Annotated in this window: 33 protein-coding genes; 11 read left to right on the forward strand and 22 right to left on the reverse strand. The window is 66.5% G+C overall.

The window, feature by feature from the left end:
* Window positions 1–154: 154 nt before the first annotated feature.
* Both rpmE and rplS read right to left on the reverse strand, forming a co-directional pair.
* Complete coding sequence (gene rpmE / locus ACFQ2S_RS04255; protein WP_386072981.1) at window positions 155–376, reverse strand: 50S ribosomal protein L31; 222 nt, start codon at window positions 374–376, stop codon at window positions 155–157.
* A gap of 11 nt (window positions 377–387) precedes the next feature.
* Window positions 388–759: a 50S ribosomal protein L19 gene (gene rplS / locus ACFQ2S_RS04260; RefSeq protein WP_386072983.1), complete on the reverse strand. Its 372-nt coding sequence runs from the start codon at window positions 757–759 to the stop codon at window positions 388–390.
* Window positions 760–1236: 477 nt separating this feature from the next.
* On the opposite strand from rplS, the gene ACFQ2S_RS04265 reads away from it, so the two are divergent.
* Together ACFQ2S_RS04265 and ACFQ2S_RS04270 are read left to right on the forward strand one after the other, a co-directional pair.
* On the forward strand, window positions 1237–1647 hold the full coding sequence (locus tag ACFQ2S_RS04265) for a TadE/TadG family type IV pilus assembly protein (RefSeq protein ID WP_386072984.1): 411 nt from the start codon (window positions 1237–1239) through the stop codon (window positions 1645–1647).
* A gap of 19 nt (window positions 1648–1666) precedes the next feature.
* Complete coding sequence (locus ACFQ2S_RS04270) at window positions 1667–3166, forward strand: pilus assembly protein TadG-related protein (protein WP_386072986.1); 1500 nt, start codon at window positions 1667–1669, stop codon at window positions 3164–3166.
* 30 nt (window positions 3167–3196) lie between these two features.
* Here ACFQ2S_RS04270 and trmD read toward each other — a convergent pair whose 3' ends face one another.
* From trmD to ffh, 11 genes are all read right to left on the reverse strand, one after another.
* Window positions 3197–4006 carry a tRNA (guanosine(37)-N1)-methyltransferase TrmD gene (trmD, locus tag ACFQ2S_RS04275; protein ID WP_386072988.1) on the reverse strand — a complete coding sequence of 270 codons (810 nt, stop codon included), beginning with the start codon at window positions 4004–4006 and terminating at the stop codon, window positions 3197–3199.
* Complete coding sequence (locus ACFQ2S_RS04280) at window positions 3999–4931, reverse strand: hypothetical protein (protein ID WP_386072990.1); 933 nt, start codon at window positions 4929–4931, stop codon at window positions 3999–4001. Before ACFQ2S_RS04280 ends, trmD begins: the two co-directional genes overlap by 8 nt.
* On the reverse strand, window positions 4931–5434 hold the full coding sequence (gene rimM / locus ACFQ2S_RS04285) for a ribosome maturation factor RimM (protein ID WP_386072992.1): 504 nt from the start codon (window positions 5432–5434) through the stop codon (window positions 4931–4933). Before rimM ends, ACFQ2S_RS04280 begins: the two co-directional genes overlap by 1 nt.
* Window positions 5427–5579, reverse strand: coding sequence for a hypothetical protein (locus ACFQ2S_RS04290; protein WP_176442737.1), 153 nt, complete (start codon window positions 5577–5579; stop codon window positions 5427–5429). Before ACFQ2S_RS04290 ends, rimM begins: the two co-directional genes overlap by 8 nt.
* Window positions 5580–5603: 24 nt before the next feature.
* Window positions 5604–6002 carry a 30S ribosomal protein S16 gene (gene rpsP / locus ACFQ2S_RS04295; protein ID WP_386072994.1) on the reverse strand — a complete coding sequence of 133 codons (399 nt, stop codon included), beginning with the start codon at window positions 6000–6002 and terminating at the stop codon, window positions 5604–5606.
* 46 nt (window positions 6003–6048) lie between these two features.
* On the reverse strand, window positions 6049–6351 hold the full coding sequence (locus ACFQ2S_RS04300) for a chorismate mutase (RefSeq protein ID WP_089230802.1): 303 nt from the start codon (window positions 6349–6351) through the stop codon (window positions 6049–6051).
* Window positions 6338–6943, reverse strand: a complete 606-nt coding sequence (locus ACFQ2S_RS04305; protein ID WP_386072996.1) for a GNAT family N-acetyltransferase — start codon at window positions 6941–6943, stop codon at window positions 6338–6340. Before ACFQ2S_RS04305 ends, ACFQ2S_RS04300 begins: the two co-directional genes overlap by 14 nt.
* Complete coding sequence (locus ACFQ2S_RS04310; protein WP_386072998.1) at window positions 6943–7491, reverse strand: GNAT family N-acetyltransferase; 549 nt, start codon at window positions 7489–7491, stop codon at window positions 6943–6945. The genes ACFQ2S_RS04305 and ACFQ2S_RS04310 overlap by 1 nt, the downstream gene beginning before the upstream one ends.
* Window positions 7488–8570, reverse strand: a complete 1083-nt coding sequence (locus tag ACFQ2S_RS04315) for a GNAT family N-acetyltransferase (RefSeq protein WP_386072999.1) — start codon at window positions 8568–8570, stop codon at window positions 7488–7490. The genes ACFQ2S_RS04310 and ACFQ2S_RS04315 overlap by 4 nt, the downstream gene beginning before the upstream one ends.
* 100 nt (window positions 8571–8670) lie before the next feature.
* Window positions 8671–9207: a GNAT family N-acetyltransferase gene (locus ACFQ2S_RS04320; RefSeq protein ID WP_386073001.1), complete on the reverse strand. Its 537-nt coding sequence runs from the start codon at window positions 9205–9207 to the stop codon at window positions 8671–8673.
* Window positions 9208–9211: 4 nt separating this feature from the next.
* Entirely contained in the window at window positions 9212–10717 is a 1506-nt protein-coding gene (gene ffh, locus ACFQ2S_RS04325; protein WP_386073002.1) for a signal recognition particle protein, read from the reverse strand.
* Window positions 10718–11002: 285 nt separating this feature from the next.
* Between ffh and ACFQ2S_RS04330 the strand changes: the two genes are divergently transcribed.
* On the forward strand, window positions 11003–11689 hold the full coding sequence (locus ACFQ2S_RS04330; RefSeq protein WP_386073003.1) for a lysozyme inhibitor LprI family protein: 687 nt from the start codon (window positions 11003–11005) through the stop codon (window positions 11687–11689).
* Window positions 11690–11698: 9 nt separating this feature from the next.
* On the opposite strand, the gene ACFQ2S_RS04335 is transcribed toward ACFQ2S_RS04330, so the two are convergent.
* Together ACFQ2S_RS04335 and ACFQ2S_RS04340 are read right to left on the reverse strand one after the other, a co-directional pair.
* Window positions 11699–12289, reverse strand: coding sequence for an FMN-dependent NADH-azoreductase (locus ACFQ2S_RS04335; RefSeq protein WP_386073005.1), 591 nt, complete (start codon window positions 12287–12289; stop codon window positions 11699–11701).
* 185 nt (window positions 12290–12474) lie between these two features.
* On the reverse strand, window positions 12475–13347 hold the full coding sequence (locus ACFQ2S_RS04340; RefSeq protein WP_386073007.1) for a hypothetical protein: 873 nt from the start codon (window positions 13345–13347) through the stop codon (window positions 12475–12477).
* A gap of 214 nt (window positions 13348–13561) precedes the next feature.
* Between ACFQ2S_RS04340 and ACFQ2S_RS04345 the strand changes: the two genes are divergently transcribed.
* The gene (locus ACFQ2S_RS04345; protein ID WP_386073008.1) at window positions 13562–14446 is read left to right on the forward strand and encodes a LysR family transcriptional regulator; all 885 of its coding nucleotides are present in this window, start codon (window positions 13562–13564) and stop codon (window positions 14444–14446) included.
* The gene (locus tag ACFQ2S_RS04350; RefSeq protein ID WP_386073009.1) at window positions 14431–15339 is read left to right on the forward strand and encodes a DMT family transporter; all 909 of its coding nucleotides are present in this window, start codon (window positions 14431–14433) and stop codon (window positions 15337–15339) included. The genes ACFQ2S_RS04345 and ACFQ2S_RS04350 overlap by 16 nt, the downstream gene beginning before the upstream one ends.
* 9 nt (window positions 15340–15348) lie before the next feature.
* Here the strand turns inward: ACFQ2S_RS04350 and ACFQ2S_RS04355 are convergent, their stop codons facing one another.
* The 3 genes from ACFQ2S_RS04355 to ACFQ2S_RS04365 all read right to left on the reverse strand — a co-directional run bounded on the left by ACFQ2S_RS04355 (window position 15349) and on the right by ACFQ2S_RS04365 (window position 16483).
* Window positions 15349–15714 (reverse strand): ArsR/SmtB family transcription factor, encoded by a 366-nt coding sequence (locus ACFQ2S_RS04355; protein WP_386073010.1) that lies wholly within the window; start codon window positions 15712–15714, stop codon window positions 15349–15351.
* An 81-nt stretch (window positions 15715–15795) separates the two neighbouring features.
* Window positions 15796–15993, reverse strand: a complete 198-nt coding sequence (locus ACFQ2S_RS04360; protein ID WP_386073011.1) for a hypothetical protein — start codon at window positions 15991–15993, stop codon at window positions 15796–15798.
* 298 nt (window positions 15994–16291) lie between these two features.
* The gene (locus ACFQ2S_RS04365; protein ID WP_386073013.1) at window positions 16292–16483 is read right to left on the reverse strand and encodes an RSP_7527 family protein; all 192 of its coding nucleotides are present in this window, start codon (window positions 16481–16483) and stop codon (window positions 16292–16294) included.
* 247 nt (window positions 16484–16730) lie between these two features.
* Here ACFQ2S_RS04365 and ACFQ2S_RS04370 point away from each other — a divergent pair, with 247 nt between their 5' ends.
* From ACFQ2S_RS04370 to ACFQ2S_RS04395, 6 genes are all read left to right on the forward strand, one after another.
* Window positions 16731–17621, forward strand: a complete 891-nt coding sequence (locus ACFQ2S_RS04370; protein ID WP_386073015.1) for a DMT family transporter — start codon at window positions 16731–16733, stop codon at window positions 17619–17621.
* Window positions 17622–17857: 236 nt separating this feature from the next.
* Window positions 17858–18187: an AtpZ/AtpI family protein gene (locus tag ACFQ2S_RS04375; protein WP_386073017.1), complete on the forward strand. Its 330-nt coding sequence runs from the start codon at window positions 17858–17860 to the stop codon at window positions 18185–18187.
* A 3-nt stretch (window positions 18188–18190) separates the two neighbouring features.
* The gene (locus ACFQ2S_RS04380) at window positions 18191–18940 is read left to right on the forward strand and encodes a F0F1 ATP synthase subunit A (protein ID WP_386073019.1); all 750 of its coding nucleotides are present in this window, start codon (window positions 18191–18193) and stop codon (window positions 18938–18940) included.
* A gap of 69 nt (window positions 18941–19009) precedes the next feature.
* Window positions 19010–19246, forward strand: a complete 237-nt coding sequence (locus tag ACFQ2S_RS04385) for a F0F1 ATP synthase subunit C (protein WP_089230816.1) — start codon at window positions 19010–19012, stop codon at window positions 19244–19246.
* A gap of 84 nt (window positions 19247–19330) precedes the next feature.
* Window positions 19331–19915: a F0F1 ATP synthase subunit B' gene (locus tag ACFQ2S_RS04390; RefSeq protein WP_386073021.1), complete on the forward strand. Its 585-nt coding sequence runs from the start codon at window positions 19331–19333 to the stop codon at window positions 19913–19915.
* On the forward strand, window positions 19915–20475 hold the full coding sequence (locus tag ACFQ2S_RS04395) for a F0F1 ATP synthase subunit B (RefSeq protein ID WP_386073023.1): 561 nt from the start codon (window positions 19915–19917) through the stop codon (window positions 20473–20475). Before ACFQ2S_RS04390 ends, ACFQ2S_RS04395 begins: the two co-directional genes overlap by 1 nt.
* A gap of 263 nt (window positions 20476–20738) precedes the next feature.
* On the opposite strand, the gene ACFQ2S_RS04400 is transcribed toward ACFQ2S_RS04395, so the two are convergent.
* The 4 genes from ACFQ2S_RS04400 to ACFQ2S_RS04415 form a co-directional block, all read right to left on the reverse strand.
* Complete coding sequence (locus ACFQ2S_RS04400) at window positions 20739–21026, reverse strand: hypothetical protein (protein WP_386073025.1); 288 nt, start codon at window positions 21024–21026, stop codon at window positions 20739–20741.
* 97 nt (window positions 21027–21123) lie between these two features.
* Window positions 21124–21891 (reverse strand): FadR/GntR family transcriptional regulator, encoded by a 768-nt coding sequence (locus ACFQ2S_RS04405; protein WP_386073027.1) that lies wholly within the window; start codon window positions 21889–21891, stop codon window positions 21124–21126.
* Window positions 21892–21992: 101 nt separating this feature from the next.
* On the reverse strand, window positions 21993–22646 hold the full coding sequence (locus ACFQ2S_RS04410; RefSeq protein ID WP_386073029.1) for an OmpA family protein: 654 nt from the start codon (window positions 22644–22646) through the stop codon (window positions 21993–21995).
* Window positions 22647–22772: 126 nt separating this feature from the next.
* Window positions 22773–23621, reverse strand: a complete 849-nt coding sequence (locus ACFQ2S_RS04415; RefSeq protein WP_386073031.1) for a bifunctional helix-turn-helix domain-containing protein/methylated-DNA--[protein]-cysteine S-methyltransferase — start codon at window positions 23619–23621, stop codon at window positions 22773–22775.
* Window positions 23622–23676 lie beyond the last annotated feature (55 nt).

The following is a 23676-nucleotide window of genomic DNA, read 5'->3' on the forward strand; positions in this document are numbered from 1 at the left end:
GCGGCGCCTTCTTCACCTGTCCGAGGATATCCTCGGGGAGGGGCGGACAGCGTCCGGCCGGCGCGGGGGCAGGCAGCCCCCTTTCACCGCGTCCCGCAACGAAAAACGCCGCCCCCGTGGGAGCGGCGTTCTGCACTGTCCGTAAGCCTTTGGTTCAGAAGCCCAGGCCTTCGTATTTCTTCTTGAACTTCGACACGCGCCCGCCGGTGTCCATCAGCTTCTGCGAGCCGCCGGTCCAGGCAGGGTGCGAAGAGGGGTCGATGTCGAGCGACAGCTGGTCGCCTTCCTTGCCCCAGGTCGATTTCATGCTCACCACGGTGCCATCGGTCATCTTGACGTCGATGGCGTGGTAGTCGGGATGCAGATCCTTTTTCATCGCGGCGCTCCTCAGCCCTTGGGTTTGTAGGTGCTGTCTTCCGCGATCCGGGCAGACTTGCCGCGGCGGGAGCGCAGGTAATACAGCTTCGCGCGGCGAACGCGGCCGCGACGGACGACGGTGATGCTTTCGATATTGGTCGAGTGCAGCGGGAACACCCGCTCGACGCCCTCGCCGAAGGAGATCTTGCGCACCGTGAACGAGCCGGCGATCCCGGTGCCGTTCTTGCGGGAGATGCAGACACCTTCGTAGTTCTGCACCCGCGAGCGCGACCCTTCGGTCACCTTGTAGCCGACACGAATGGTGTCGCCGGCCTTGAAATCGGGAATCTCGTTCCCAAGGGAGGCGATCTGTTCGGCCTCCAGTTCTGCGATCAGGTCCATCTGAACGCTCCTCTGACTGCTTGCGGTGGACCCGCAAAGTGTTTCTCGCGCCCCGGAGCTCCTGGTCTTCATCGGGTCCGTCCGTGCTTGCCGCACAGCGCCCGCCGGAGGTCAGGTCGTCATTCCTTGAATGGTCGCATTCCGGTCAGCGGCAGGTTGGGGCCGAAGAAGGCCCGCCCGTTGGTCCGATGCCATATAACGAAACCACCCGAGTCGGTTTCCCGCTCAGGATGGGCGGTGTCTAGGGCAAGCGGGTTTCCATTGCAACCCGCAGGGCGCGGTTTGAAGAAAGGGCCGAAAGGGGTTCCAGGGCATGAAACCGGACAAAACCGTGGCCTGTGACCAAAGGGAACTTGGGCGGAATGGTGTCCTTCCTATGCCGAACCCTACGTAAATTCCACGCCGACGCCACGAATTCGCTCTCAGGTAGTGTCATCAAATACAAATGTTAATTGGTGAATCCTCGGGAGCAAGAAGATGAAAATTCGCGCGATCTCCACTGCACTCCGCCATTTCCGCCGCCGCGAGGATGGCATGATGGCCATCGAGTTTGTGGTCATGGTCCCGCTTTTCGTGGCGATGGTCTCCGGTGTGGTGGATCTCAGCCGGGTCTATGTGGACCAGGCCAACTATTACAGCGTCGCCCGCGACACCGCCCGGATCGTGTCACGTCACGGCATGACCGAGGATTCGGCCGAGAGCTACGCCGTGGCCCGAATCGCCGAGCTGAGCAATGCTGCGGCGCAGGTCGAGGTCGAGAAGGGCAATTCCGACGTGTCCGTCACCATCAACGCGCCGATCAGCGCGATGGCGAAATTCGGTTTCCTGTCCTTCCTGCAGAACTCCCAACTGACCGCAACAGTCGTTTACGAACTCGAGCCGGTCTGATCCAAAAGGATTTCCTGTCGTGAGTGCTCGCCAATTGTTTTGGGACGAAGACGGTGCCGCCGGCATCTGGAGCCTGTTCATCTTCCTTACCTGCACAATCGTCGCCGGCCTGGCGGTGGATGGCACCAATGCCATGCGGGCCCGCGAGCACCTTCAGGCGACCGCGGACATTGCTTCGCACGCCGGGCTGATCGAACTGATCGGTGGTGGCAGCGATGACGAGATCCGCTCGGCCGTCGCCTCCAGCGTCGAGACCAACATGCCGCAGACCGTCTTCGGCAACACGATCGGGACGGCGTCGAACACCATTACCATCGGCCACTACCAGAATGGCTCGATCGCCCCGAGCAACACCGCCGCGGACAACGCCGTCGCGGTCACGCTGCAACAGAATACCACCCTCGGAAACGCGGTGCCGACCTTCCTGCTCAAGCTGATCGGCCTGAGTTCCTGGAACATCGCGACCACCAGCGCCGCCGTCATGGATGAGGCGGGGGAGTGCAACGCCAACGACGGGATCTTCGCCCATGGCGAGATCAAGATGACCTCGACATCCGAGATCGGTGCGGGCTTCTGCATCTATTCCAAGGACGTCGTGGAGATGTCCAACCACAACAACTTCCTGCCCGGATCGGCCATCGGAATGCCGGACACGGCGAACTGCAGCCATTGCACCGACAGCCATAACCCGGGTGTCCAGGCCGCGCTGTTCGAGGCCAACATGCAACTCGAGGATGTCGAGACGCATGTCGACACCGTCGTCTATTCGCTGCTCGGCACCGGCTACGACACCAGCCCGACGGACGATTTCCTCGCCAACGTCGGCGAGGTCTCGGATCTGAGTCCTTTGGCGGATCTCGAATACAACACTGCCAAGATCAAGAAGGGTTCGATCATCTCGATTTCGGGCGGCGATTTCGAATCCATGGCCACGGTTCCCAGCGGCCTGATCTACGCCGTCTACTGCTCCTCGCCGCTCAGCACTTACGGCGCCATCTCGCCGAGCCCATCGAGCTCTTCGAGCGGCAAGGGGAAGAAGAGCAATTCCGGCTCCTCCAATGGCAACGTGAAGACGCTCGACTTCGAGACAACCAGCGGGTCGAGCATCACCGACGTCGCCATCGTCACCGATTGCCAGGTTAAGTTTGGCGACGCGTCCTACATCCAGAACTCGATCATCGCCACCACCTCGACTTCCAACCAGTCGATCAGCGCCAGCTCGAAGGCCCGGATCGGCTCCGGCGAGATGACCTGCCCCTCGACCGAGAAGGTCGTCGTGATGACCAAGGGCGACCTGTCCGTTCCGGCCGGCATGGAAACCAACAACGTCGATTTCTACATCGTCGGCGATGCTCATCTGGCGTCCGGCACCTCGACCCAAGCCACGAAACTGGGCACAAGCTTCTATGTCGGCGGCGACATGCACATTTCCGCACAGGGCAACTGGTATGCCTGCGGTGACGACAAGGATTCTCTTGCCGCTCAGATCGGCGTCATCCGCCACGTCATCACTAACTGATCCATCGCGCGCCGCGGCGGAGAGGAGGCTCTACCCCTCGCCGTGACGTGCGACCCAGGCATCCCAAAGATCGGGCCGCCGCGCGCGCGTCAGCGCCTTGGCCTGCTCCCGCCGCCATTCCGCGATTTTCGCGTGATGCCCGGAGAGCAGCACTTCCGGCACCGCGCGCCCCTGCCAGTCGTTGGGCCGGGTGAACTGCGGATGCTCCAGCAATCCGTCGGAGAAGCTCTCCTCCTCGGTCGAGGCCTGGTTCCCCAGCACGCCGGGCAGCAGCCGCACGGTGGCGTCGATCATCGCCTGCGCGGCGATCTCGCCGCCGGTCAGGACGAAATCCCCCAGCGAGACCTCCTCGATCCCGTAGGCGTCGATCACCCGCTGGTCGACCCCCTCGAACCGGCCGCAGAGCAACGTCAGCCCCTCCGCCCCGGCCCATTGCCGCGCCTTGGCCTGGCTGAACCGGCGCCCGCGCGGGCTAAGATAGACCAGCGGCCAGCGGGCGCGGTCCGGGTTCGTGCCCTTTGCGGCCTCGTCGAGCGCGCGGGCCACAACATCGGGGCGCAGGACCATGCCGGCGCCGCCGCCGGTTGGCGTGTCGTCCACGTTGCGGTGCCGTCCCTCGCCGAAGAGCCGCAGGTCCAGCGTCTCGAGCGCCCAGAGCCCGTCCTGCAACGCCTTTCCGGTGAGCGACTCGCCCAGCACGCCCGGGAAGGCGTCGGGGAAGAGCGTGACTATCTTCGCGGTCCAGGCGCCCTTGATCCGCGGCGTGGGCGTCATCAGGTCGCGCGGGATCAGGCTCGCCGAGATCGACAGGCGGCCATGGGATTTCGGTGTGTCAGTCATTGGTGTTCAGATCCCGGTCGATGTCTTCGATCCTGTTGGCGAGATGCACCAGCGCGTCCGACAGCTCGGGATGCCCCGGCTCGATCTGCGCCGCGATGTCGAGCAGGCGGGAAACCTGCGGCAGGTCGTTGCGGGTGGTCGGGAATCCGTCCAGCAACGCGCTGGCGAGGCGCAGGAAATGCGCCAGCGTCACGGTGTCGGCCGCGGCGACGATCTGGTCGAAGGCCTGCGCCATGCGGCCCTCACCCAGCTGCCGCCAGGCGAGCCCGCCGTCGGCCGCCAGCAGCAGCGCCGCGTGGCGGTCGCGCCGGGTGCCGGTGCGCTCGGCGCGGTTGAGAAAGGCCTCCAGCAGAATCGGCGCGCGCACCTCCGCTTCCAGTGGCATGACGACCGCCGACAGCGCCGCCTCTTCCGGGGCGTCGGCCGGCATCGCGTCGAGCGCGCCATAGGCCACGGCCAGCGCCGCCGCCTCCGCGCCGGTCGGGTGGCTGAGTGGCAGGTCCGGCGGCCTGTCGAGGATCTCCTCGGCCTCATCGGCGAATTCGTTGAGTTTCCTGAGAGCGGCCTCGGCAAAGGCTTCCGCCTCCGCTTCCTTTCGCGGCTGCCAGAGCACGCGGCCGAGCGCCAGCCCGCCGAGCCCCATCACCAGCCACGGCAGGAGCCCGGTGGTGGCCTCGATGCCCAGCAAGGCCCGCATCATGTGTCCGAAGCCGATGCAGAGAGAGGCGAGCGCGAGGTGGACCATCAACGTCGGCACCAGCATCGCCAGCCCGTCTCGGAACGGCTCCACGCGCATGATCAGCACCCAGAGCAGGAACAGCCCGGCAAAGGGCAGCACGGCGAAATAGGACGCGCCCGTCGCGCCGGCCCCGATCGGTGCGGCATAGAACAGGGCCCCGGAGAGCCCGAGGCCCCAGCGGTTCATCAGAAAAGCCCCTCGGGCGGGTCGACGACGATGCGGCCCGAAGCGATGTCAACCGTGGGGACGGCCTCTCGCGTGAAGGGTAGCAGGACCGTCGACTTGAGGCCGGGGCCGTGGATCTCGAGCATGTCGCCGGCGCCGTACTCCTGCACCGCGCGGACCGTGCCGAGCAGGGTGCCGCCGGTGTCGCGCACTTCCAGGCCGATCAGGTCGGCATGGTAGAACTCGTCCTCCGGCAGCGCCGGCATGCGGCTGCGGTCGGCAAACAGGCGGATGCCTTTCAGCGCGTCCGCCTGTTCCTTGCTGGCGACGCCCGAAAGGTGCACCGCCAGCCCGTTCTTGACCGGCCGGGTGATCTCGACCGTGAAGAAGCGCGCGCCGTCCTCGGTGAACAGCGCGCCATAGGCGGCGATATCCTCGGGGACGGCGCAGAAGCTCTTGAGCCGCACCTCCCCCTTGACGCCGAAGGCGCCGGCGATGGCGCCGACGCAAACGCGATCAGCCATCAGCTGCCACTCCCTCGCAGAGGCCGAGGGCACCGATCCGGCCGCCGGCATCAAGGCAGCGGTCGTCCATGACGTTCCCGTGCACCTTGATGCCGAACCAGAAGCCAGCCCCGAAGAGCGTGGCCCAGAATATCAACCGGATCATGCCCGCCGCGCCTCAGGCTGCCGATCACTCGGCAGCGGCTTCCTCGGCGGGCGCCTCGGCTTCGGCATTCGCAGATTCCTCGGCGGCAGCGGCCTTGGCGGCTTTCTCTTCGGCGCGCTCGGTTGCCTTCTTGCCCGGCTTGGCCTTGTTCGGGTTGTTGCGCTCGGCCTTTTCCTTGACGCCGGCAGCTTCGAGCATGCGGGCGATCCGGTCGGTCGGCTGAGCGCCCTGGCCGAGCCAGTACTGAACGCGCTCCATGTCCATCTTCACGCGCTCTTCCGAGTCCTTCGGCAGGAGCGGGTTGTAGGTGCCCAGCTTCTCGATGAAGCGGCCGTCGCGCGGCATGCGCGAGTCGGCGGCGACGATGGCGTAGAAGGGACGCTTCTTGGAGCCGCCGCGGGCGAGACGAATTTTCATGGCCATTGTGTTTTCTCCTTTAATGGCATGGTTTCAGCCGGTTGGCCGGCTGTCATTCCTGGTGTTTCTTGTGATGTCGGATGACTTCCTGAATGATGAAATTCAGAAAAGCCTTGGCGAAGTCGGGGTCCAGGCCGGCCCGGTCCGCCAGGTTTTCGAGCCGTTCGATCTGCTGCGCCTCGCGCGCGGGATCGGACGGGGGCAGGTCGTGCGCGGCCTTGAGCCGGCCCACGGCCTGCGTATGGGCAAAACGCTCGGCGAGCGTGTAGACGAGGATCGCGTCCAGCCGGTCGATGCTCTCGCGGTGCTCCTTGAGCACCTCGGCGGCGCGTTCGGTTGCGTCAGTCAATGGCATATCCCTTCGGCTTGAACAGCGGGTCGCAATAGGAGCGGATCTCCATCTCGATGCCGTCGCGCAGCTGCCCGTCCCGCAGGCGGGCCGGCGAGGGGTGGCGATAGACGACGTCGTTGCCGTCGACCGACGGCGCGTCCTTGTCCTTGGTCGCGCCCAGCCGCTCGGCAAGACGGATCGAGTCGAGATCCTTCGGGTCGAGATAGGAGACGGCGGTCTCCCAGCCGGCCTTCTGGTAGAAATAGCGGCGCGCGGCATGCGTGGCCTCCAGCGCGTAGCCGCGGCCGGTGACCTCGGGCCAGATGAACCAGGCGATCTCGCGCTCCGGCCACTTGGGCGGGAACCAGCCGCCGGCCATGCCGAGCGTCGCGTCGGTCTCCCTGGAGTGGATCATCCACATGCCGAAGCCGCGGATCTCCCAATGGCCGATCTCGGCGGCATAGAGCATCCAGGTCTCGTAGGCATTGAGCGGTCCGCCCATAAACCGCGAGCGGTAGGAGGCGAAGGTGGCCTTGAAGTTCGGGTAATCCCCCGGCTCCGGCCCGCGCAGGATCAGCCGTTCCGTCTGCAGCACGGGGATGTCGCGATGTCCCATCAGGCGGTCCCCCTGCGGTGGCGCCAGATCTGCAGCGGCGCGTCGTCGAGCGGTTCGGCCGGGCGCGGCGCGTCCGGGTCGAGCACGGCGCCGAGGCGCTGCGCGACCGCCGCCGAGCGGTGGTTCTCCGGATCGACATAGGAGACGCAGGTGTCCCAGCCAAGCCCGTCGAAGACCCAGGCATGCACAGCGCGCATCGCCTCGGTGACATATCCACGGCCCTCGTCCGCTGCCGACCAGATCGACCAGGAAAGCTCCCGCTCCGGCCAAGTGATCGGCTCCCAGGGGCCGACGCTGCCGATGACCGCGCCGGTGTCGCGCCGTTCCATCGCAAAGATCCCGTAGCCGCGCAGCAGCCACATAGAGGTCAGATGCGCGAATGCACGCCAGCTCTGCCAGCGGTCCGTCTGCGGGCCGCCGACGAAGCGCGAGCGGTCGGAGTGCATGAAGGCCTCGAAATCCGGATAGTCGGCGACCCGCGGCAGGCGCAGGACTAGCCGCTCGGTCTCGAGCGTCGGAATGGTGAAGGTCAGGCCGGCCGGCGTCATGCGTAGGCCTCCGGGCTGCCGTCGTTGTCGGCTGACGGGTGGCGGTAGACCAGGCAGTCGATCCCTTCGGGGCGCAGCACTCCGGTGTCCGGCGTGCAGCCGAGCCGCTCGGCCACGCCGATCGAGGCCGCGTTGTTGGCTTGCAGAAAGCTGACGAGGCCCACAACGCTGGCGTGGGAGAATACGTGTTCGCGCAGCGCCAGCGCCGCCTCTGCGGCATAGCCCTTGCCCTCGTAGCCATCGAACAGCGCCCAGCCGAGATCGGGCTCCGCCTGGTCGGGGCCGAGCGTCACCGCGACGCGGCCGGCCAGCCGGCCGTCCACTTCGATCATCAGCCCGCCGAAGCCGTGCAGATGCCATTGCGCGATCTCGTTGGTAAACCAGGTCCACGCCTCGGCGCGGGAATAGGGGCCGTGCAGGCTTGCGGCGCGGGGCGAGGCAAGAAACGCGGCGTAGGCGTCAAAATCCTCGACCTGGTAGGGGCGCAGCACGGTGCGGGGCGTGTGCAGGGTCGGCGCCTGCTGGCTCCGGCGCCGACGGCGGGTGGGCGTGCGCACGAGGCGGGCCGCACCGGCGGGGGCAGGGTGGCGATAGACGTCGTGCGGACCGATCGAAGCCGGGCAGACTGCCTCCGGATCGAGCGTCGCGCCCATGCGCAGCGCCAGCCGGATCGCGCTGCGATTCTCCGGATGGATATAGGTGACCGCAGTGGCCCAGCCGAGCGTCTCGAAGGCGTGGCGGCGCGTGGCGATGCCGGCCTCATAGGCATAGCCGTAGCCTGCCACGTCCGCGCGCCAGAGTTGCCAGGTGATCTCCTGCTCGATGAAGCTGTCGGGGAAATGCGGCCCCACCAGCCCGATCCCGCCGGGCTGGCCCTTGAGTTCGACAACGAAGCGGCCGAAGCCTTTCTGCTGCCAATGGGCCAGGATCGCCTCGAACCGTCCGCGCGACTGGCGGTCCCGGGCCACCGGACCATGCGTAGCCCGCCAGTCCGAAGCGTAATAGTCCTGGTAGGCGGCCATGTCGGCCGGCGTCGGCCGGCGCAGGACCAGCCGTTCGGTTTCCAGCCGCTCGATCATGCCGCATCTCCCGGCGCCACGGCACGGCGGAGCGGCGCGTCGGTCGACAACGCGCTTGCCCGGCCATGGGGGCTGGCAAGGAGGATATGCGGCTGGTGTTTCACGCGGCGCGGCGTCCCGTCGCCGGGCGGGCGGCCATGATGCGGACCGGATGCCGGAAGGTAAGCGCCTCGGAGGGGCCGTCACTGAACGGGTCGGCGATCGCGCCGACGCCGCGCAGCAGGGCGGCGGAGCGGCGATCCTCGGGGGCGACGAGGCTCACGACCTCGCGCCAGCCGACGCCGCGCACCGCGAAATCCCGCGCCGCACGCAGCGCCTCGGGGGCCAGCGTGTCGGCATCGGGCGTGTCCCAGAACAGCCAGCCCAGCTCGGGCTCCGGCCAGCCGGTCGGATGCCAGGGGCCAGCGAGCCCGATCGGCTCGTCACAGCCCTTGGTGACCACGGCAAACAGCCCCAGACCGCAGAGATCCCAGTGGCAGACGATCGGCACGGTCTGCGCTAGCGCCCGCGCTCCGCTGAGCGGCGCGGTCGCGAGGCGCGGGGCATCCGTGCGCAGACGCGCCAGCAGGCTGCCGATGTCGGATGCGCTCGGGCGGCGGAGGAACAGGCGGTCGGTCTCGAGAACGGGGCTGCGCATGGGCTTACTTCTTCTTTCCGAAGCCGGCGAGGCCGGGCGGCAGTTGCATTCCGCCGCCGAGGCCGGACAGGCCGCCGCCCGCACCGGGCATGCGGCCGAGCGCCTTGGCGGCCTTCTCGACATCGGCGGGGTTCATGTCGGCAAGGTCCTTGGGCATGCCGCCGCCCTTGCCGAACATCGAGCCCATGGCCTGCTTGAGCAGACCCTTCTTGCCCATCTTCTTCATCATGTCCGACATCTGCCGGTGCATCTTGAGAAGCTTGTTCAGCTCGCTCACCTCGAGGCCAGCGCCCTTGGCGATACGTTTCTTGCGCGAGGCCTGCAGGATCTGCGGCGCGGCGCGCTCCTTCTTGGTCATCGACTGGATCAGCGCGATCTGGCGCTTGAGGATGCTGTCGTCGAACCCGGCCTCGGCGACCTGGTTCTTCATCTTGGCCATGCCGGGCATCATGCCCATGACACCTTCCATGCCGCCCATCTTGAGCATCTGCTCGAGCTGGGCCTTCAGGTCGTTCATGTTGAACTGACCCTTCTGGAAGCGCTTCATCATGCGCTCGGCCTGCTCGATCTCGAGCGTCTCCTGCGCCTTCTCGACGAGCGAGACGATGTCGCCCATGCCGAGGATCCGGCCGGCGATCCGCTCGGGGTGGAATTCCTCGAGCGCGTCCATCTTCTCGCCGAGACCCACGAACTTGATCGGCTGGCCGGTGACGAAGCGCATCGAAAGCGCCGCGCCGCCGCGGCCGTCGCCGTCCATCCGGGTCAGCACGACGCCGGAGATGCCGATGCGCTGGTCGAAATTCTCCGCCGTGTGCACGGCGTCCTGGCCGGTCAGGCCGTCGACCACCAGCAGCGTCTCCCGCGGGCTGGTCACGTCGCGGACCGCCTCGACCTCGGCCATCAGCTCGTCGTCGATGGACAGGCGCCCGGCGGTGTCGAGCATGTAGACATCGTAGCCGCCCAGCGTCGCTTGCTGCTTGGCCCGCCTTGCGATCTCGACCGGCTTCTGGCCCTTGATGATCGGCAGCGTGTCGACGCCAACCTGGGCACCGAGGATCTGCAGCTGCTCCATGGCAGCGGGGCGGTTGACGTCGAGCGAGGCCATCAGCACCCGCTTGCCGTTCTTCTCGGTCAGCCGCTTGGCGAGCTTGGCGGTGGTGGTCGTCTTGCCCGAGCCCTGCAGGCCGACCATCAGGATCGGCGCGGGCGGGCTGTCGACCTTCAGATCGCCCGGGGTCTCGTTGTCGCCGGCGAGGAAATGGACCAGCTCGTCATGGACGATCTTGACCACCTGCTGACCGGGGGTGACCGATTTGGTTACGGCTTGTCCGGTCGCCTTGCCCTCGACGGCCTTGATGAATGAGCGCGCCACGGGCAGCGAGACGTCGGCCTCGAGCAGCGCCACGCGGACCTCTCGCAGGGCGATGCGGACGTCGTCCTCGGAAAGCGCGCCCTGCTTGGTCAGCCGGTCGAAGACTCCGCCGAGGCGTTCTGACAGATTTTCAAACATGCCCCGGCCCTCCTGCGGCCTCTGTTGCTGCACGTGGCTCCGATGTAGGGAGCCGGTTTCCAAACGACAAACGCACCAGTGGGCGCAACGCGCTGACTGGTGGCGATCCCCCGACAAGACGAAGGACCGGAAGTTCGCACTTCCGGGTATTGGCCGGGTCTCTAGGCCCGTGACTCCCGTGAGTCAAGCCCGGAAGGGCCTTCGCCGGGTTTGCCCGGTTGCCGGGGGCGTGGTATTTTCCACGGCGAGATCATTTCCAGGAAACCCATTTCATAAGGTGCCGCCATGCGATGGACACGCCTCAGCGCAACACTTGCCGCCCTTTTCCTCGCGGGGCCCGCGTCGGCCCAGCCGAGCTTCGACTGCGCCAGGGCGTCGACGGCGCCGGAAAAGGCGATCTGCGCCTCGCCGGTGCTGTCGCAACTGGATCGGCAATTGGCCGACAGCTACGGGGCCGCACGCAGCGGTGTATCCTCGGCGCAGGCGGAGGCGGTCCGGCGCGACCAGATCGCCTGGATCGGGGTGCGTGACAGCTGCGGGGCCGACGCGGCCTGCCTCGAGGCGCAGATGCGCAACCGGCTTCTGGTGCTGCAGGCGTCGGAGGCTGCCGTCGCGCCCGCGTCGAAGGGCCTGAGCGGCACCTATTGTGCCGGGGACGACATGATGCTGGTGGAGGATCACGGCAACGTCGTGGATTTCGACATGCTCAGCTTTCAGGGCGGGGGGCACAGCTGCGGAACGGGAAAGGTCCGGGCGGCCCGGACCGGAGACGGCTATGCCGCCATCTCCGGCGGGTGTACCTTCCGGCTGGTCCAGCAGGGCGGGATGCTCGTCTTCACCGCCGGGGTCGAGGCCGGGTGCCGCAATTTCTGCGGCATGCGCGCCATGTTCGGCACGCATGTCTTTCAGATCTCCGACCGCCGGCCCCTCACGCCCGGATGGACGACGGCCGCGGAGACGGGGGGCTGCTGACAGCCCCGGTCAGGCGGCGATGCCGGCGACCTGCTCGCGCGCGCCCGCAATCGTGGCTTCGGCGTCGAAGGCCAGCTTGTCGGCGTGGATCAGCTCCACTTCGGTGATCCCGACAAAGCCCAGCACGTGACGCAGGTAGGGGGTGGCGAAGTCGACGGGCGAGCCGGCCTCGGTGCCGCCAGAAGCCATCACGATGATCGCGCGCTTGCCCGTCAGAAGTCCCTCGGGGCCGGCCTCGGTATAGCGGAAGGTCACCCCGGCGCGGGCGATCAGATCGATCCAGGCTTTCAGGCCGGAGGGCACGCCGAAGTTGTAGACCGGGAGCCCGATAACGATCGTGTCGGCGGCTTGCAGTTCGTCGATCAGCGTGTCGGAGAGCGCCAGCATCGCGCGCTGCTTGTCGCTCAGCGTGTCCTGAGCCGAGCCCTTGGTGACGGTGACGAAGCCTTCGTCGATATGCGGCAGCGGATCGGCGGCGAGGTCGCGGGTCACGACTTCCGCTTCCGGGAAGCGGGCGATCACCGCGTCGGCGAGATCTCGGCTGACGGAGCCCTGGCGGCGGGCGGAGGTGTCGATACGGAGGATGGATTTCTTGGTCATGTCGGGTCTTCCTTCGAGCAGGATGAGGATGATGTTCGTTTCGTCTCGAGGAAGATGTGTCTGTTCGATTGTGCGATCAATCTTCGACAATAGTCAATTTAATGTGCGAAAATGCGCATAAAGCTGGGAGGGCGGTCGCGGTCTCCCGGACGGCCCTCCCGTAGTATCTCCTTGTGCGCGGCGCCTTATTCCGGCTGGATCTTCGCCTCGACGCAAACCGGCGTGAATCCGGCCGGCGCACCGCTGTCGACCGAAGAACGGCAGAACAGGATGTCGCCGGTCCGGGAATCCACGATCCAGAGCCCGCCGTCCGCGGTCGGGAAGGCGCCGGAAGCGGCCGGCCGGTCGGCCTGACGCTGGCCCTTGCCGTCACGGTCGCGGCCGCCGCGGCCCATGTCGTCACGCCACTTTCCGTCGCGCTGCATGTCGTCCCGGGCCATCCGCTGCCCACCGTGCCCCTGCATCATCTCGCGGCCCTGGCCATTCCCCTGGCCGGCGAATTGGCCATTGCCTTGCCCCATACTTTGGCCGGCAAACTGCCCCTGCCTTTGGCCCTGGCCCATGCCTTGACTATTGCCGCGCCCCTGGCCTTGACCCATGCCGGCCCGCGCCGCACCCCGGCCGAAATCGTCGATGGTCAGCACGCCGTCTCCGTTGCCATCCATGACCCGAAGCCAGGCCTCGGCCCCTGCGGCATATTCCTCTGCCGTGATGCTGCCGTCGGCATTCGTGTCGAGCGCTTCACGGCGCAACGGCTGCTCTCCGCGTCCGAGCTGTTGCCCGCGCCCCTCGGGCCGCTGCATCCCGTCCATCCGGGCGGCGTCAAGGACGTCGAACTCCTCGGCGCTCAGCACGCCGTTCTCGTCCCCGTCGAAGCCGGCAAAGATATCGGTGCGACGGATCTGGATCTCCTCGAGTGTGACCTGGCCATCCTCGTCGAGATCCCAGGTGGTGAGGAAGTTCTCGCCCGGAGCCGGCATCTGCTGCGGTGCCTGCTGGGCGAATGCCGGGGCCGTGATCAGGGCGGCGGCGAATGCGGTAAAGGCGGTGCGTTTCATGGCTGTTCCATCCTGGTTTTCGAAACCTATGCCTTAGATACGTCGATTGCCGGAGGTTCCGTCGCTGGGGCCAAATTATTTTGCAGCACGACCTCCGAGGGTCGTTTTTCCCAGCCATACGCGGGGGGTCATGGAAAAATGACTTTTCTGCTCTGGTGCAATCTGTTCGGATATGCACATTGGAGCGTCAATTTTAAGGTACAGGTTCGAGTTCATGACGGTAGAGACCTGGGACGAGATCAGGACATCCTTTCACGTGGCAAAGCTCGGCACCGTCTCCGGCGCGGCTGAAGCGCTTGGCGTGCACCACGCGACCGTGATCCGGCATGTCGATTCCCTGGAGGCGCGGCTGGGGACCAAGCTGTTCCAGCGACACGCGCGCGGCTATACGCCGACCGAGGCGGGGCTGGATCTTCTGCAGGTCGCCAGCGCGACGGACGACCAGTTCACCCAACTCGTCGGCCGCATTCGCGGGCGCGGCTCGGAGGTGGCGGGCGAGGTGATCGTGACTTCGCTGCCTGTCCTGTCCTCGCGGCTGGCGCCGATGCTGGTAGAGTTCATGGATCTCCACCCCGAGATCCGGGTGCGGTTCCTGACCGATCACCGCCTGTTCAAGCTGGAATACGGCGAAGCGCACCTGGCGATCCGTGCCGGGGCCAAGCCGGATCAGCCCGACAACATCGTCCAGGCCTTTGCCGAAGAACACCACGCACTCTATGCATCGCGCGACTATGTGGAACGCTTCGGGATGCTGGCCGAGGGCGCGTGGAACGGGCATCGCTTTGTCGGGCCCGACGAGCCCGCGACGCGGGCGCCGTTCTTCCGTTGGATGTTCGAGACCATTCCCCATGACAGGATCCAGTTCCGCACCTCGCAGCACCGGGTGATGCTCGACGGGATTCGTGCCGGCGCCGGCATCGGATTCATGCCAGTGCAGGAAGCGCGCGGCGACGACACCCTGGTGGAGATGATGCCGCCGCGGGAAGAATGGGTCAGCCGAATCTGGCTGGTGACCCATGTGGACCTGCACCGAACGGCCAAGGTCCAGACCCTGGTGGACTTCCTCAAGAAGAAGGCCGGAGATTGGGACGTTCGATAAGCGGTGTCCGGGTTCAGGGCGAGGGCCGCCGCGGCCACCTGGCGATGCTCCTGTTCTCGGCGCTGGTTGCCGGGTCCTTCAGCCTGGGAGCGCTTGCGGCCGATGAGATCGCGCCAACCGCACTGAACGCGGCGCGCTTCGCCATCGCCGCGGCGCTGATTGCGGTTGCCGCGCTGGCCACAACCGGCCTGCCGCGCTCCGCCTTCCGGGCGCCGTGGCGCTACCTCGTGCTCGGTGGGCTGTTCTCGATCTACTTCGTGACCATGTTCGAGGGGCTCAAGACGGCCCCGCCGGTGTCCTCGGCCGCCGTCTTCACCCTGACCCCGCTGATCGCCGCCGGGTTCGGCTGGATGCTGGAGCGCCAGCGGATGACCGGGCGGATCGCCCTGGCGCTGGCAATCGGGGCGGCAGGGGCGCTCTGGGTCATCTTCCGCGCCGATATCGGCGCATTGCTGGCGTTCGAGATCGGCCGCGGCGAGGAGATTTTCTTCTGGGGCTGCGTCGCCCACGCGGCCTATACCCCGATGGTGCCGCGCCTCAACCGGGGCGAGCCGCCGGTCGTGTTCACCTTCGGCACGCTGCTCGCCTCCTGCCTGCTGCTGTTTGTCTATGGCTGGACCGACATCATGGCGACCGACTGGGCGGCGCTACCCGCGATCGTCTGGATCACGCTGATATATGTCGCGACCATCGGTGCGGCGGTGACCTTCGTGCTGGTCCAGTATGCCGCGATGCGGCTGCCGGCCTCCAAGGTGATGGCCTACACCTACCTGGTGCCGACATGGGTGATCGGATGGGAGGTCGCGCTCGGGCAGCCGATGCCCCCGCTGCTGGTCATGGCGGGCGTGGGGCTCACCGTGCTGGCGCTGGTGCTGCTCGTCGAAGGGGATTGAAGCCCGGTCTCAGGCGATCCGGTCGGCCGGAGTGCTTTCCGAAAGCTCCCGCTCTTCGCCCAGCTCGATCTCGAGGAAACGCTCGAAGGCGTCGAGGTTGACCGGCTCGAACTGCCCGAACCCCTGCATCCAGACCGAGGCGTCGCGCAGCGCGTCAGGCTCCAGCTTGCACCATTTCACCCGACCGCGCTTTTCCTGGCTGATCAGCCCGGCGCGGGTAAGGATCGTGAGGTGCTTGGAAATCGCCGCCAGCGACATCTCGAACGGATGCGCGACGTCGGTCACGGCCATATCGTCCTCGAGCAGCATCGACAGGATCTGCCGACGGGTCGGGTCCGACAGCGCGGCAAAGATGGCATCGAGCGAAGGCTGCATGTGCCGAAGTCTACGCGCTTGCCGAGGGGCGGGGAAGGGGACGCGGGCGCCCGTCACACGGGGCCTGCGTCCGCGAGATCGTTAGGTGAGGGGATTGGGGAGCGCGAAATACCCGCCGGGGTTCAGGACGGCGGCGATGCGGTTGCACAGCTCCCGACCCAGTTCCCCGAGCACCTTTGCCCGGTATTGAGATGCATGGAGATGCAGCTCGGTGTGGTCCATCTCCCGTGTCGGAGCGGAGAAAGCAGCCCGGGGGCTGCGCTTGTCGAAGCGGTTCATTGCCTGTGCGTCCTGTTGTTCGCGTATGCTCTGTTGCGGGCAGGGAGCTATGTCTCCGGCGGTGGTTGCACCACCCGCAACCTTGGCAAGGCCGTCTTGCCTTGCGTGCATGGCAGATCGGCCGACTCGCACCGGGGGCCGCGCGCCGGGTTTCGGTCTCGACAATATCTGGAGAGAGGGGGGAGCCGACCGATGTCGCTGGCCAGATGCGTGGCCCGGAGGCCAGGGGGCGCCGCGCTTCAGGGCGCAGGGCGGAACCGCGGCAGGGCGTCAGGCGCCCCGCCGCCGGTGTCGTAAATCAGAGCGAAGCTTCGCTTGCGCCGGCGCTGCGGCTGAACAGGCGCGCAAAAGCGCGGCCCAGGGCCGATGCGGTTTCGGCAACGGCTTCGGCGCGCAGCTTGTGAGCGCGGCGTTCGACCTCGAGGAAATCCACCGGTTCGGCCGGATCGAGTTGCAGAAGTTCAAAGCTGGTCATTTCAGAGCGTTTCATGTTTCAAACCTTTCACTGTTCGCGTCTTTTCCACCTCCGAGATCAAGGTAAGTCGTTATCGCTAACGGCGAAACCGCCGGCGCCATCAATGCCGCATTGCAGCAAGCGCATGGCGACAACATGCCGCGCTGCGTGATCGGGCGTTGGCCGTCGGAAACCGCCCGACAATTGCGCAGGAAACGGATAGCGCGCTGTGGCGCGGGATGGCATGGAGGCCGGGCACAAGAGAAGTCGAAGGAAGTCCGGCATGTCGATCAGGGATTGGCTCATCGTTGTCGTGCTGGGAATTGGGTGGGGCGCGGCGTTCATCTTCAACGCCGTGCTGCTCCGCGAGGTCGGGCCGCTGTCGGTCTCGTTCCTGCGCATCGCGCTCGGCGCGGCGACCTGCTGGGCCTGGGTCCTCGCCAGCGGCAAGCGTGTGCCCTGGGGGGCGGTGCTGGCCGGACAGGCACTGGTGCTGGGCGTGGTGAACTACGCCATTCCCTTCGCGGTCTACCCGTTCGCGCAGCAATACATCACCAGCGGCGTTGCCGGTATTGTCAACGCGATGATGCCCATCATGGTCGTGATCGTCTCGCATTTCTGGCCGGGAGGCGAGCGGGCGACAGCGGCCAAGTCGCTTGGCATCCTCTTCGGCTTTGCCGGGATCGTCGTGCTGACCCTGCCCGCACTCCGGGGTGGGGCAGAAAACGAGGTCTGGGCCATCCTCTTTACCCTGCTGGCGCCGGTCTGCTACGCGATCGCGATGAACTACCTGCGTCGCCTCAAGGGGATCGACCCCGCGGTGATCGCGGCGATGGCGCTGACCTCCGGCGCGCTTGCCATTGCACCGGTGATGCTGGCGGTCGAAGGCGTGCCGCGCATCGCGACGGCCTCAGGCTGGCTCTCGGTCTTGGGGCTGGGCGTGGTGCTCACCGGGTTGGCTTTCATCGTGCTCTACGCCATCGTGCCGCGGATCGGCGCGACCAACGCGTCCACCGTCACCTTCATCGCGCCGGTTTCCGCCGTCCTGCTCGGCCACCTCGTGCTCGGCGACACCATCGCACCCTCGCACCTGCTCGGCATGGCGATGATCTTCCTCGGTCTGCTGGCGATCGACGGCCGCGTCCTGAGACGTTTCCGGCGGGCTGCCGCGTAGCCGGGCAGGCCCTCCCTGCGCGCGCCCGCACCGCGGTCCCGGAAGATCATCAACCGAATGGTTGAATTTGCCAATCCGTCGGATTCCTGAGCGCAGGGCAGGGCGCGGATTCGTGCCTCCGAAAAATATTATTTTTAATCAACGAAATAACCGCCTTCGCAGACGCAGAATCGCGGATTGACTCAGGGCGTCCGGATTGCCTAGTGTCCGCCGCAACTGTTGGAGGACTGCCCGCATTGGCGAACCACGGCGACAACGAGCGGCTCAGGCAGCTCGACGAGAAGATCGCACGCGCCAAGGGCGGAGACGACAAGAGCGGCTCGATGGCCTCCGACAAGTATTCCCAGGCGAACACTGCCTGGCGGATGGTGACAGAGCTTGTGGCCGGCATCGTGCTCGGCCTTGGTATCGGACTGGGGCTGGACGCGCTGCTTGGCACGAAGCCCATCATGCTGGTGCTGTTCATATTGCTGGGTTTCGTGGCCGGTGTGCGCGTGATGATGCGGACCGCCACCGATATCCAAAAGAAGCAGGTGGCCGAGGCCGCCAAGGACGAGAGGGACTGAAGCGTGGCAGACGAAGCGCACGGCGGCGGCATCCAGATCCATCCGATGGATCAGTTCGTGGTTAAACCCCTGTTCGGGGGCGACACGGTGCACTGGTACACGCCCACCAACGTCACCCTCTGGATGGCGCTGACCGTTCTGGTCGTTATCCTGCTTCTGGTCGTGGGGTCCCGCGGTCGGGCGATCATCCCGTCCCGCGGCCAATCCATCGCCGAGCTTGCCTATGGCTTCGTCTACAAGATGGTCGAGGACGTGGCCGGCAAGGACGCGCTCAAGTTCTTCCCCTACATCATGACGCTGTTCATGTTCATCGCCACGGCCAACATCCTTGGCCTGCTGCCGATGTCCTTCACCACCACCAGCCACGTCGCCGTGACGGCCGTGCTGGCGCTGGCGGTGTTCATCACCGTGACCGTCGTGGGCTTCGTCAAGAACGGCGCCAAGTTCCTGGAGCTGTTCTGGGTCAAGTCGGCGCCGCTGGCATTGCGGCCGATCCTGGCGATCATCGAGCTGATCTCGTATTTCGTCCGCCCGGTCAGCCACTCCATTCGTCTTGCCGGCAACCTGATGGCCGGTCACGCCGTGATCAAGGTCTTCGCAGGATTCGCCGCGATCCTCGCCGTGGCGCCCTTCTCGATCCTGGCGATTACTGCCATGTACGGGCTGGAGCTGCTGGTGGCCTTCGTTCAGGCCTACGTCTTCACCATTCTGACCTGCGTTTACCTCAAGGACGCGCTGCATCCGTCGCACTGACGGGCCAGCCGGACGCAGGACACCCGACACACCACGAAACTTCACTTCCAATCGCAAGGAGATACGAAAATGGAAGGCGATATCGCAAGCATGGGTCAATTCATCGGTGCCGGCCTCGCAGGCATCGGTTCGGGCGCGGCCGCCATCGGCGTGGGCCACGTTGCCGGCAACTTCCTGGCGGGCGCGCTGCGCAACCCGACCGCCGCTGCCGGTCAGACCGCCACTCTCTTCATCGGTATCGCGTTTGCGGAAGCCCTGGGCATCTTCTCGTTCCTGGTCGCGCTTCTGCTGATGTTCGCCGTCTAAGACCTCTTCCGAGATCCTTGCCGCCAGGGGGGCGGGCCGACCCGCTCGGCCCCCTTGGTGAACTTTCAGATCCAGGAGGAACGCATGGCAGGCGAGAGCGAAGCTACCACAGCTATGGAACACGCGACGGACGCCGCGCACGGGGCCGCCGACGCTGCGCATGCAGCGGAAGGCGCCGGCATGCCGCAGCTGGACTTCTCGACGTTCCCGAACCAGATTTTCTGGCTGATCGTGACCATTCTCGCGATCTACTATGTCCTGTCCAAGGTCGCCCTGCCGCGTATAGCGAGCGTGCTGGCCGAACGCCGGGGCACCATCACGAATGACATCGCCGCTGCCGAAGAGCTGAAGCTCAAGGCCGTGGAGGCGGAGAAGGCCTACCAGAAGGCGCTCGCCGAGGCCCGCAGCGAGGCGCAGAAGATCGCCGCCGAGGCCCGCGCCTCGATCAAGGAGGAACTCGACATCGCCACCGACAAGGCCGATGCCGAGATCGCCGCCAAGACCACTGAATCGCAGGCCCGGATCGCCGAGATCCGCGACAGCGCGATGAGCGCCGTCGAGGCCGTCGCCAAGGAAACCGCGGGCGAAATCGTCTCGGCGCTCGGTCGACCGGTCGATGCGGCCGCCGTCGCCGCCTCGGTGGACGCCCGTCTGAAGGGAGGCGCATGATGCGCAAGTTTGCCCTGACCGTCGCCCTCGCCGGTGCTGCCGCGCCGGCCTTCGCGGCCTCCGGTCCCTTCTTCTCGCTGGCCAACACCAACTTCGTGGTGTTGATCGCCTTCCTCGTGTTCATCGGGATCCTTGTCTACTTCAAGGTTCCCGGGATGCTCGGCAAGATGCTCGACAACCGCGCCGAGACCATCCGCTCCGAGCTGGACGAGGCTCGCGCCCTGCGCGAGGAGGCCCAGACCATCCTGGCCGAGTTCGAGCGCAAGCAGAAGGACGTGGCTGAGCAGGCGGAACTGATCGTCACCCAGGCCAAGGCCGATGCCAACGCCGCCGCCAAGCAGGCCAAGATCGATCTCGAAAAGTCGATCGCCCGCCGGCTTCAGGCCGCAGAGGACCAGATCGCTTCGGCCGAGGCGAGTGCCGTGAAGGAAGTCCGCGATACCGCGATCAGCGTTGCAGTCGCCGCGGCGGCCGACGTTTTGGCCAAGGGCATGTCCGATGCCGATGCCACCGCCATGATCGACGAGAGTATCAAGGTCGTCGAGGCCAAGCTGCACTGAGGCGCTTTACGGCGTGCCACAGCGTGACGGTCTCTCCTTTTCTCAAGACCCAAAAGGCTCCGGATACATTCCGGAGCCTTTTTCATTGGTTGCCGGCGGTTCGGAAACCCGACGGCCAATGAGTACTTCCGGCCTGCGTCCATCCAGGAGGGCGCCGGGTGCCGCACGTGTCTTCGACAAGCATGACACTGTTGGCGGCGCGGTTGGTGGAGAATCCGCGGGGCAGGCTCGCCTGAGCCCCGCGCCGCCGGGTCAGGGCCGTCTCAGGTCGCCCAGTCGACGATGACCTCGCAGGAGGTTGCGGCGGGGATCGCTTCCAGGTGCTCGCCGAGCGCGCCCCAGAGCGCCTTCACCTTTTCCTGCACCTCCGGTGTCATCTCCGGCTCGGTGGTCAGCGCCACGACATAGCCGCTGCCGTCCGCCGCCAGCACGTTGGTGAACCTCTGCATCCCCGGTAGGGCCATGATCCGTGGCTTCAACTCGTAGACGATCTTCGTCGCCGCTTCGCGCGAGCCGGGCTTCAGCTTGTAGGGTGTGATGCGTGCATACATGTCGGTGTCCTCCCGTTTCGGTTGTCGCTCCGATCTGCGCCGGCTTCACTGCCCTTGAAACAGCCTAACACAACCGTCGGGGAATATCCCGAGGAACTCAGGAGTTGCTGGCGTGCTGCAACCGCTGCCGCGCGACCATCTCGTGATGGTCGGCCCGCCGCTGGTCCAGCATCGCCTGCTGGACATAGTCGAGATGGGCCTCGACCGCGTTGCGCGCGGCGGCCGGATCGCGCTGGCGGATGGCATCGTGAATGGCGCGGTGCTGGTCCAGCAGGGCGACGCGGGTGGTTCGCTGCCGGAACATCGCCTTGCGGTTGAAGAAGACGCCCTCCTGCAGCAGCTGGTACATCGCCCGCATCATGTGAAGCGTCACGAGGTTGTGTCCGGCCTCGATGATCGCCATGTGAAACTCGGCGTCGAGCCGCGCTTCCTCGCTTCCGGAGCGGCTCTCGTGGGCGGTTTCCATCTGGCGGAAGATCTCGGCGATGACCGCGAGGTCGGTATCGGAGCCGAGCCGGGCGGCGCGTTCGGCGGCCAGCCCTTCGATGTCCCGGCGAAAGGCGATGAAGTCGAAGACCGCCTCGTCATGGGCCGAGAACAGCCGGATCAGCGGCTCCGAGAAGGCCGGCCCCAGCACGTCGGCCACAAAGATCCCCGCACTGGCGCGGCGCAGGATCAGGCCGCGCTCCTCCAGCTCCGACAGCGCCTCGCGCAGGGACGGGCGCGAGACCGCGAGCCGTTCAGCCAGGTCACGCTCCGCCGGCAGGCGCTCGCCCGGCCGCAGCACGCCGCGCAGGATCAGCAGCTCGATCTGCCGGACCACCGCCTGGCTGAGTTTCTCGGAATCGACGGGTGTGAAGGGCATGAGCCGGCCTGCGGAAATTGGTCAGGTAAATTGACCACCTTTCGCCGGCAACGGCAAGCGGCCCCGCGCGGCGGCGCGGGGCGCGGTTGTCAGTCCGGATTTCAGGCGCCGGTGGGCCGGATCAGGATGTCCACGCGGCGGTTCTGCGCGCGGCCCTCTTCGGTGAGGTTGGAGGCAACCGGCGCATCCTCGCCGCGGCCGATCGAGCTTACCCGGTAGGCGGGAACACCTTTGGCCATTACGATCCCGGCCACGGCCTGCGCACGGCGCACCGAGAGGTCCTGGTTGTATTGCGCCTCGCCGGTGTTGTCGGTGTGCCCGACGATCTCGGCGGTGGTGTCCGGATACTGGTTGAGGTTCGCGGCCAGCGCGGCCAGGTCGCCGGCAAGCGCCGGTCGGACCTCGGTGCTGTCGATGTCGAACAGGATGTCCTGCGGCATGGTCACGACCAGCACGTCGCCCTGGCGGTTGATGATGATGTTCGGGTTGCCGATCGACTGGCGCAGCGCCGCGGCCTGCTTGTCGAGCTGGTTGCCGGCCAGCGCGCCGGCCCCGGCGCCGATCGCCGCGCCGACCACCGCGTTCTTCACGCCGCCGCCGCCAACGGCGAGCCCGGTCGCGGCGCCGAGGAGGCCCCCGGTGAGCGCGCCCTGCTGGGTGTAGTTGGCATCGGGATTGAGTTGTGCGGGATCGGTACAGGCGGTCAGGGCCAGCGTGCCGCACAGGGCCACGGCCGTCAGACGGAGGGGGATCATGCTCTTTGCCTCGCGTTGGTTTTTTTGTCTGGCCCGATTCTATGCCACGCGACCTGCAATTGCAGCCATTTATCGCCGAGAGAGCGAGGATTCGCGCACCGGGTCGCGGCGCGGCAGACGTTCCGGTCAGCGGGCGTCGGCCCGCGCCGACTCCCACGCCAGCAGTGCGCGCTTGACCGGCAGCCCCCAGTGGTAGCCGCCAAGCGCGCCGGACTTGCGGATCGCCCGGTGGCAGGGGATTAGCCAGGAGATCGGGTTGCGTCCCACCGCCGTGCCGACCGCGCGAACCGCCCGCGGGTTGCCGATGGCGTCCGCGATTTCGGAATAGGTGGTCACATGGCCCGTGGGGATCGCCAGCAGCGCTTCCCAGACCTTGATCTGGAACGGCGCGCCGATCAGGAACAGCCGAGCCTCGCCGGTCGTCTCGCCAAAGGCCGCCTGCACCCAGGGGCGGATCGCCATCGGGTCCTCGGTAAAGCTGGCCTCGGGCCAGCGCGAGAGCATGTCCTCCATGGCCGCCTCCGCGCCGGTCTCGGCGGCAAAGCCAATGCCGCAGATCCCCTTTTCGGTCGCCATCACCAGCGCCGGGCCGAAGGGGCTCTCGAACCAGCCCCAGAAGATCTCCAGCCCCGCGCCGCTCTTGGCATATTCCCCGGGCGTCATCGCCTCCCACCGCAGGAACATGTCGTGCAGCCGGCTGCTGCCCGACAGCCCCACCGCGTCCGCCGCCTCCAGTGTGGTGAACCGCTCGCGCAGCATGGCCTTGGCCTGTCCGAGTGCTAGGTATTGCTGATAACGCTTGGGCGAAACCCCGACCCAGCTGCTGAACAGCCGCTGGAAATGCGCGGGGCTCATCTGCATCCGCGCAGCCAGTGCTTCGAGCGACAGCGCCTCGCCGGCCTCCGCCGCCGCGTCGATCTCGTCGAGCGCCCGGCGCATGACCTGGAAATGGTAGTTGTTGCTAGGGACGTTCATCTCGGTTCCTTCCCGCTGGACCGAAACCTAGGCCGCCCCGACGCCGTGCGCGACC

Origin of the sequence: Tropicimonas aquimaris (genome assembly GCF_042676185.1) — a bacterium.
Classification (GTDB): Bacteria; Pseudomonadota; Alphaproteobacteria; order Rhodobacterales; family Rhodobacteraceae; genus Tropicimonas; species Tropicimonas aquimaris.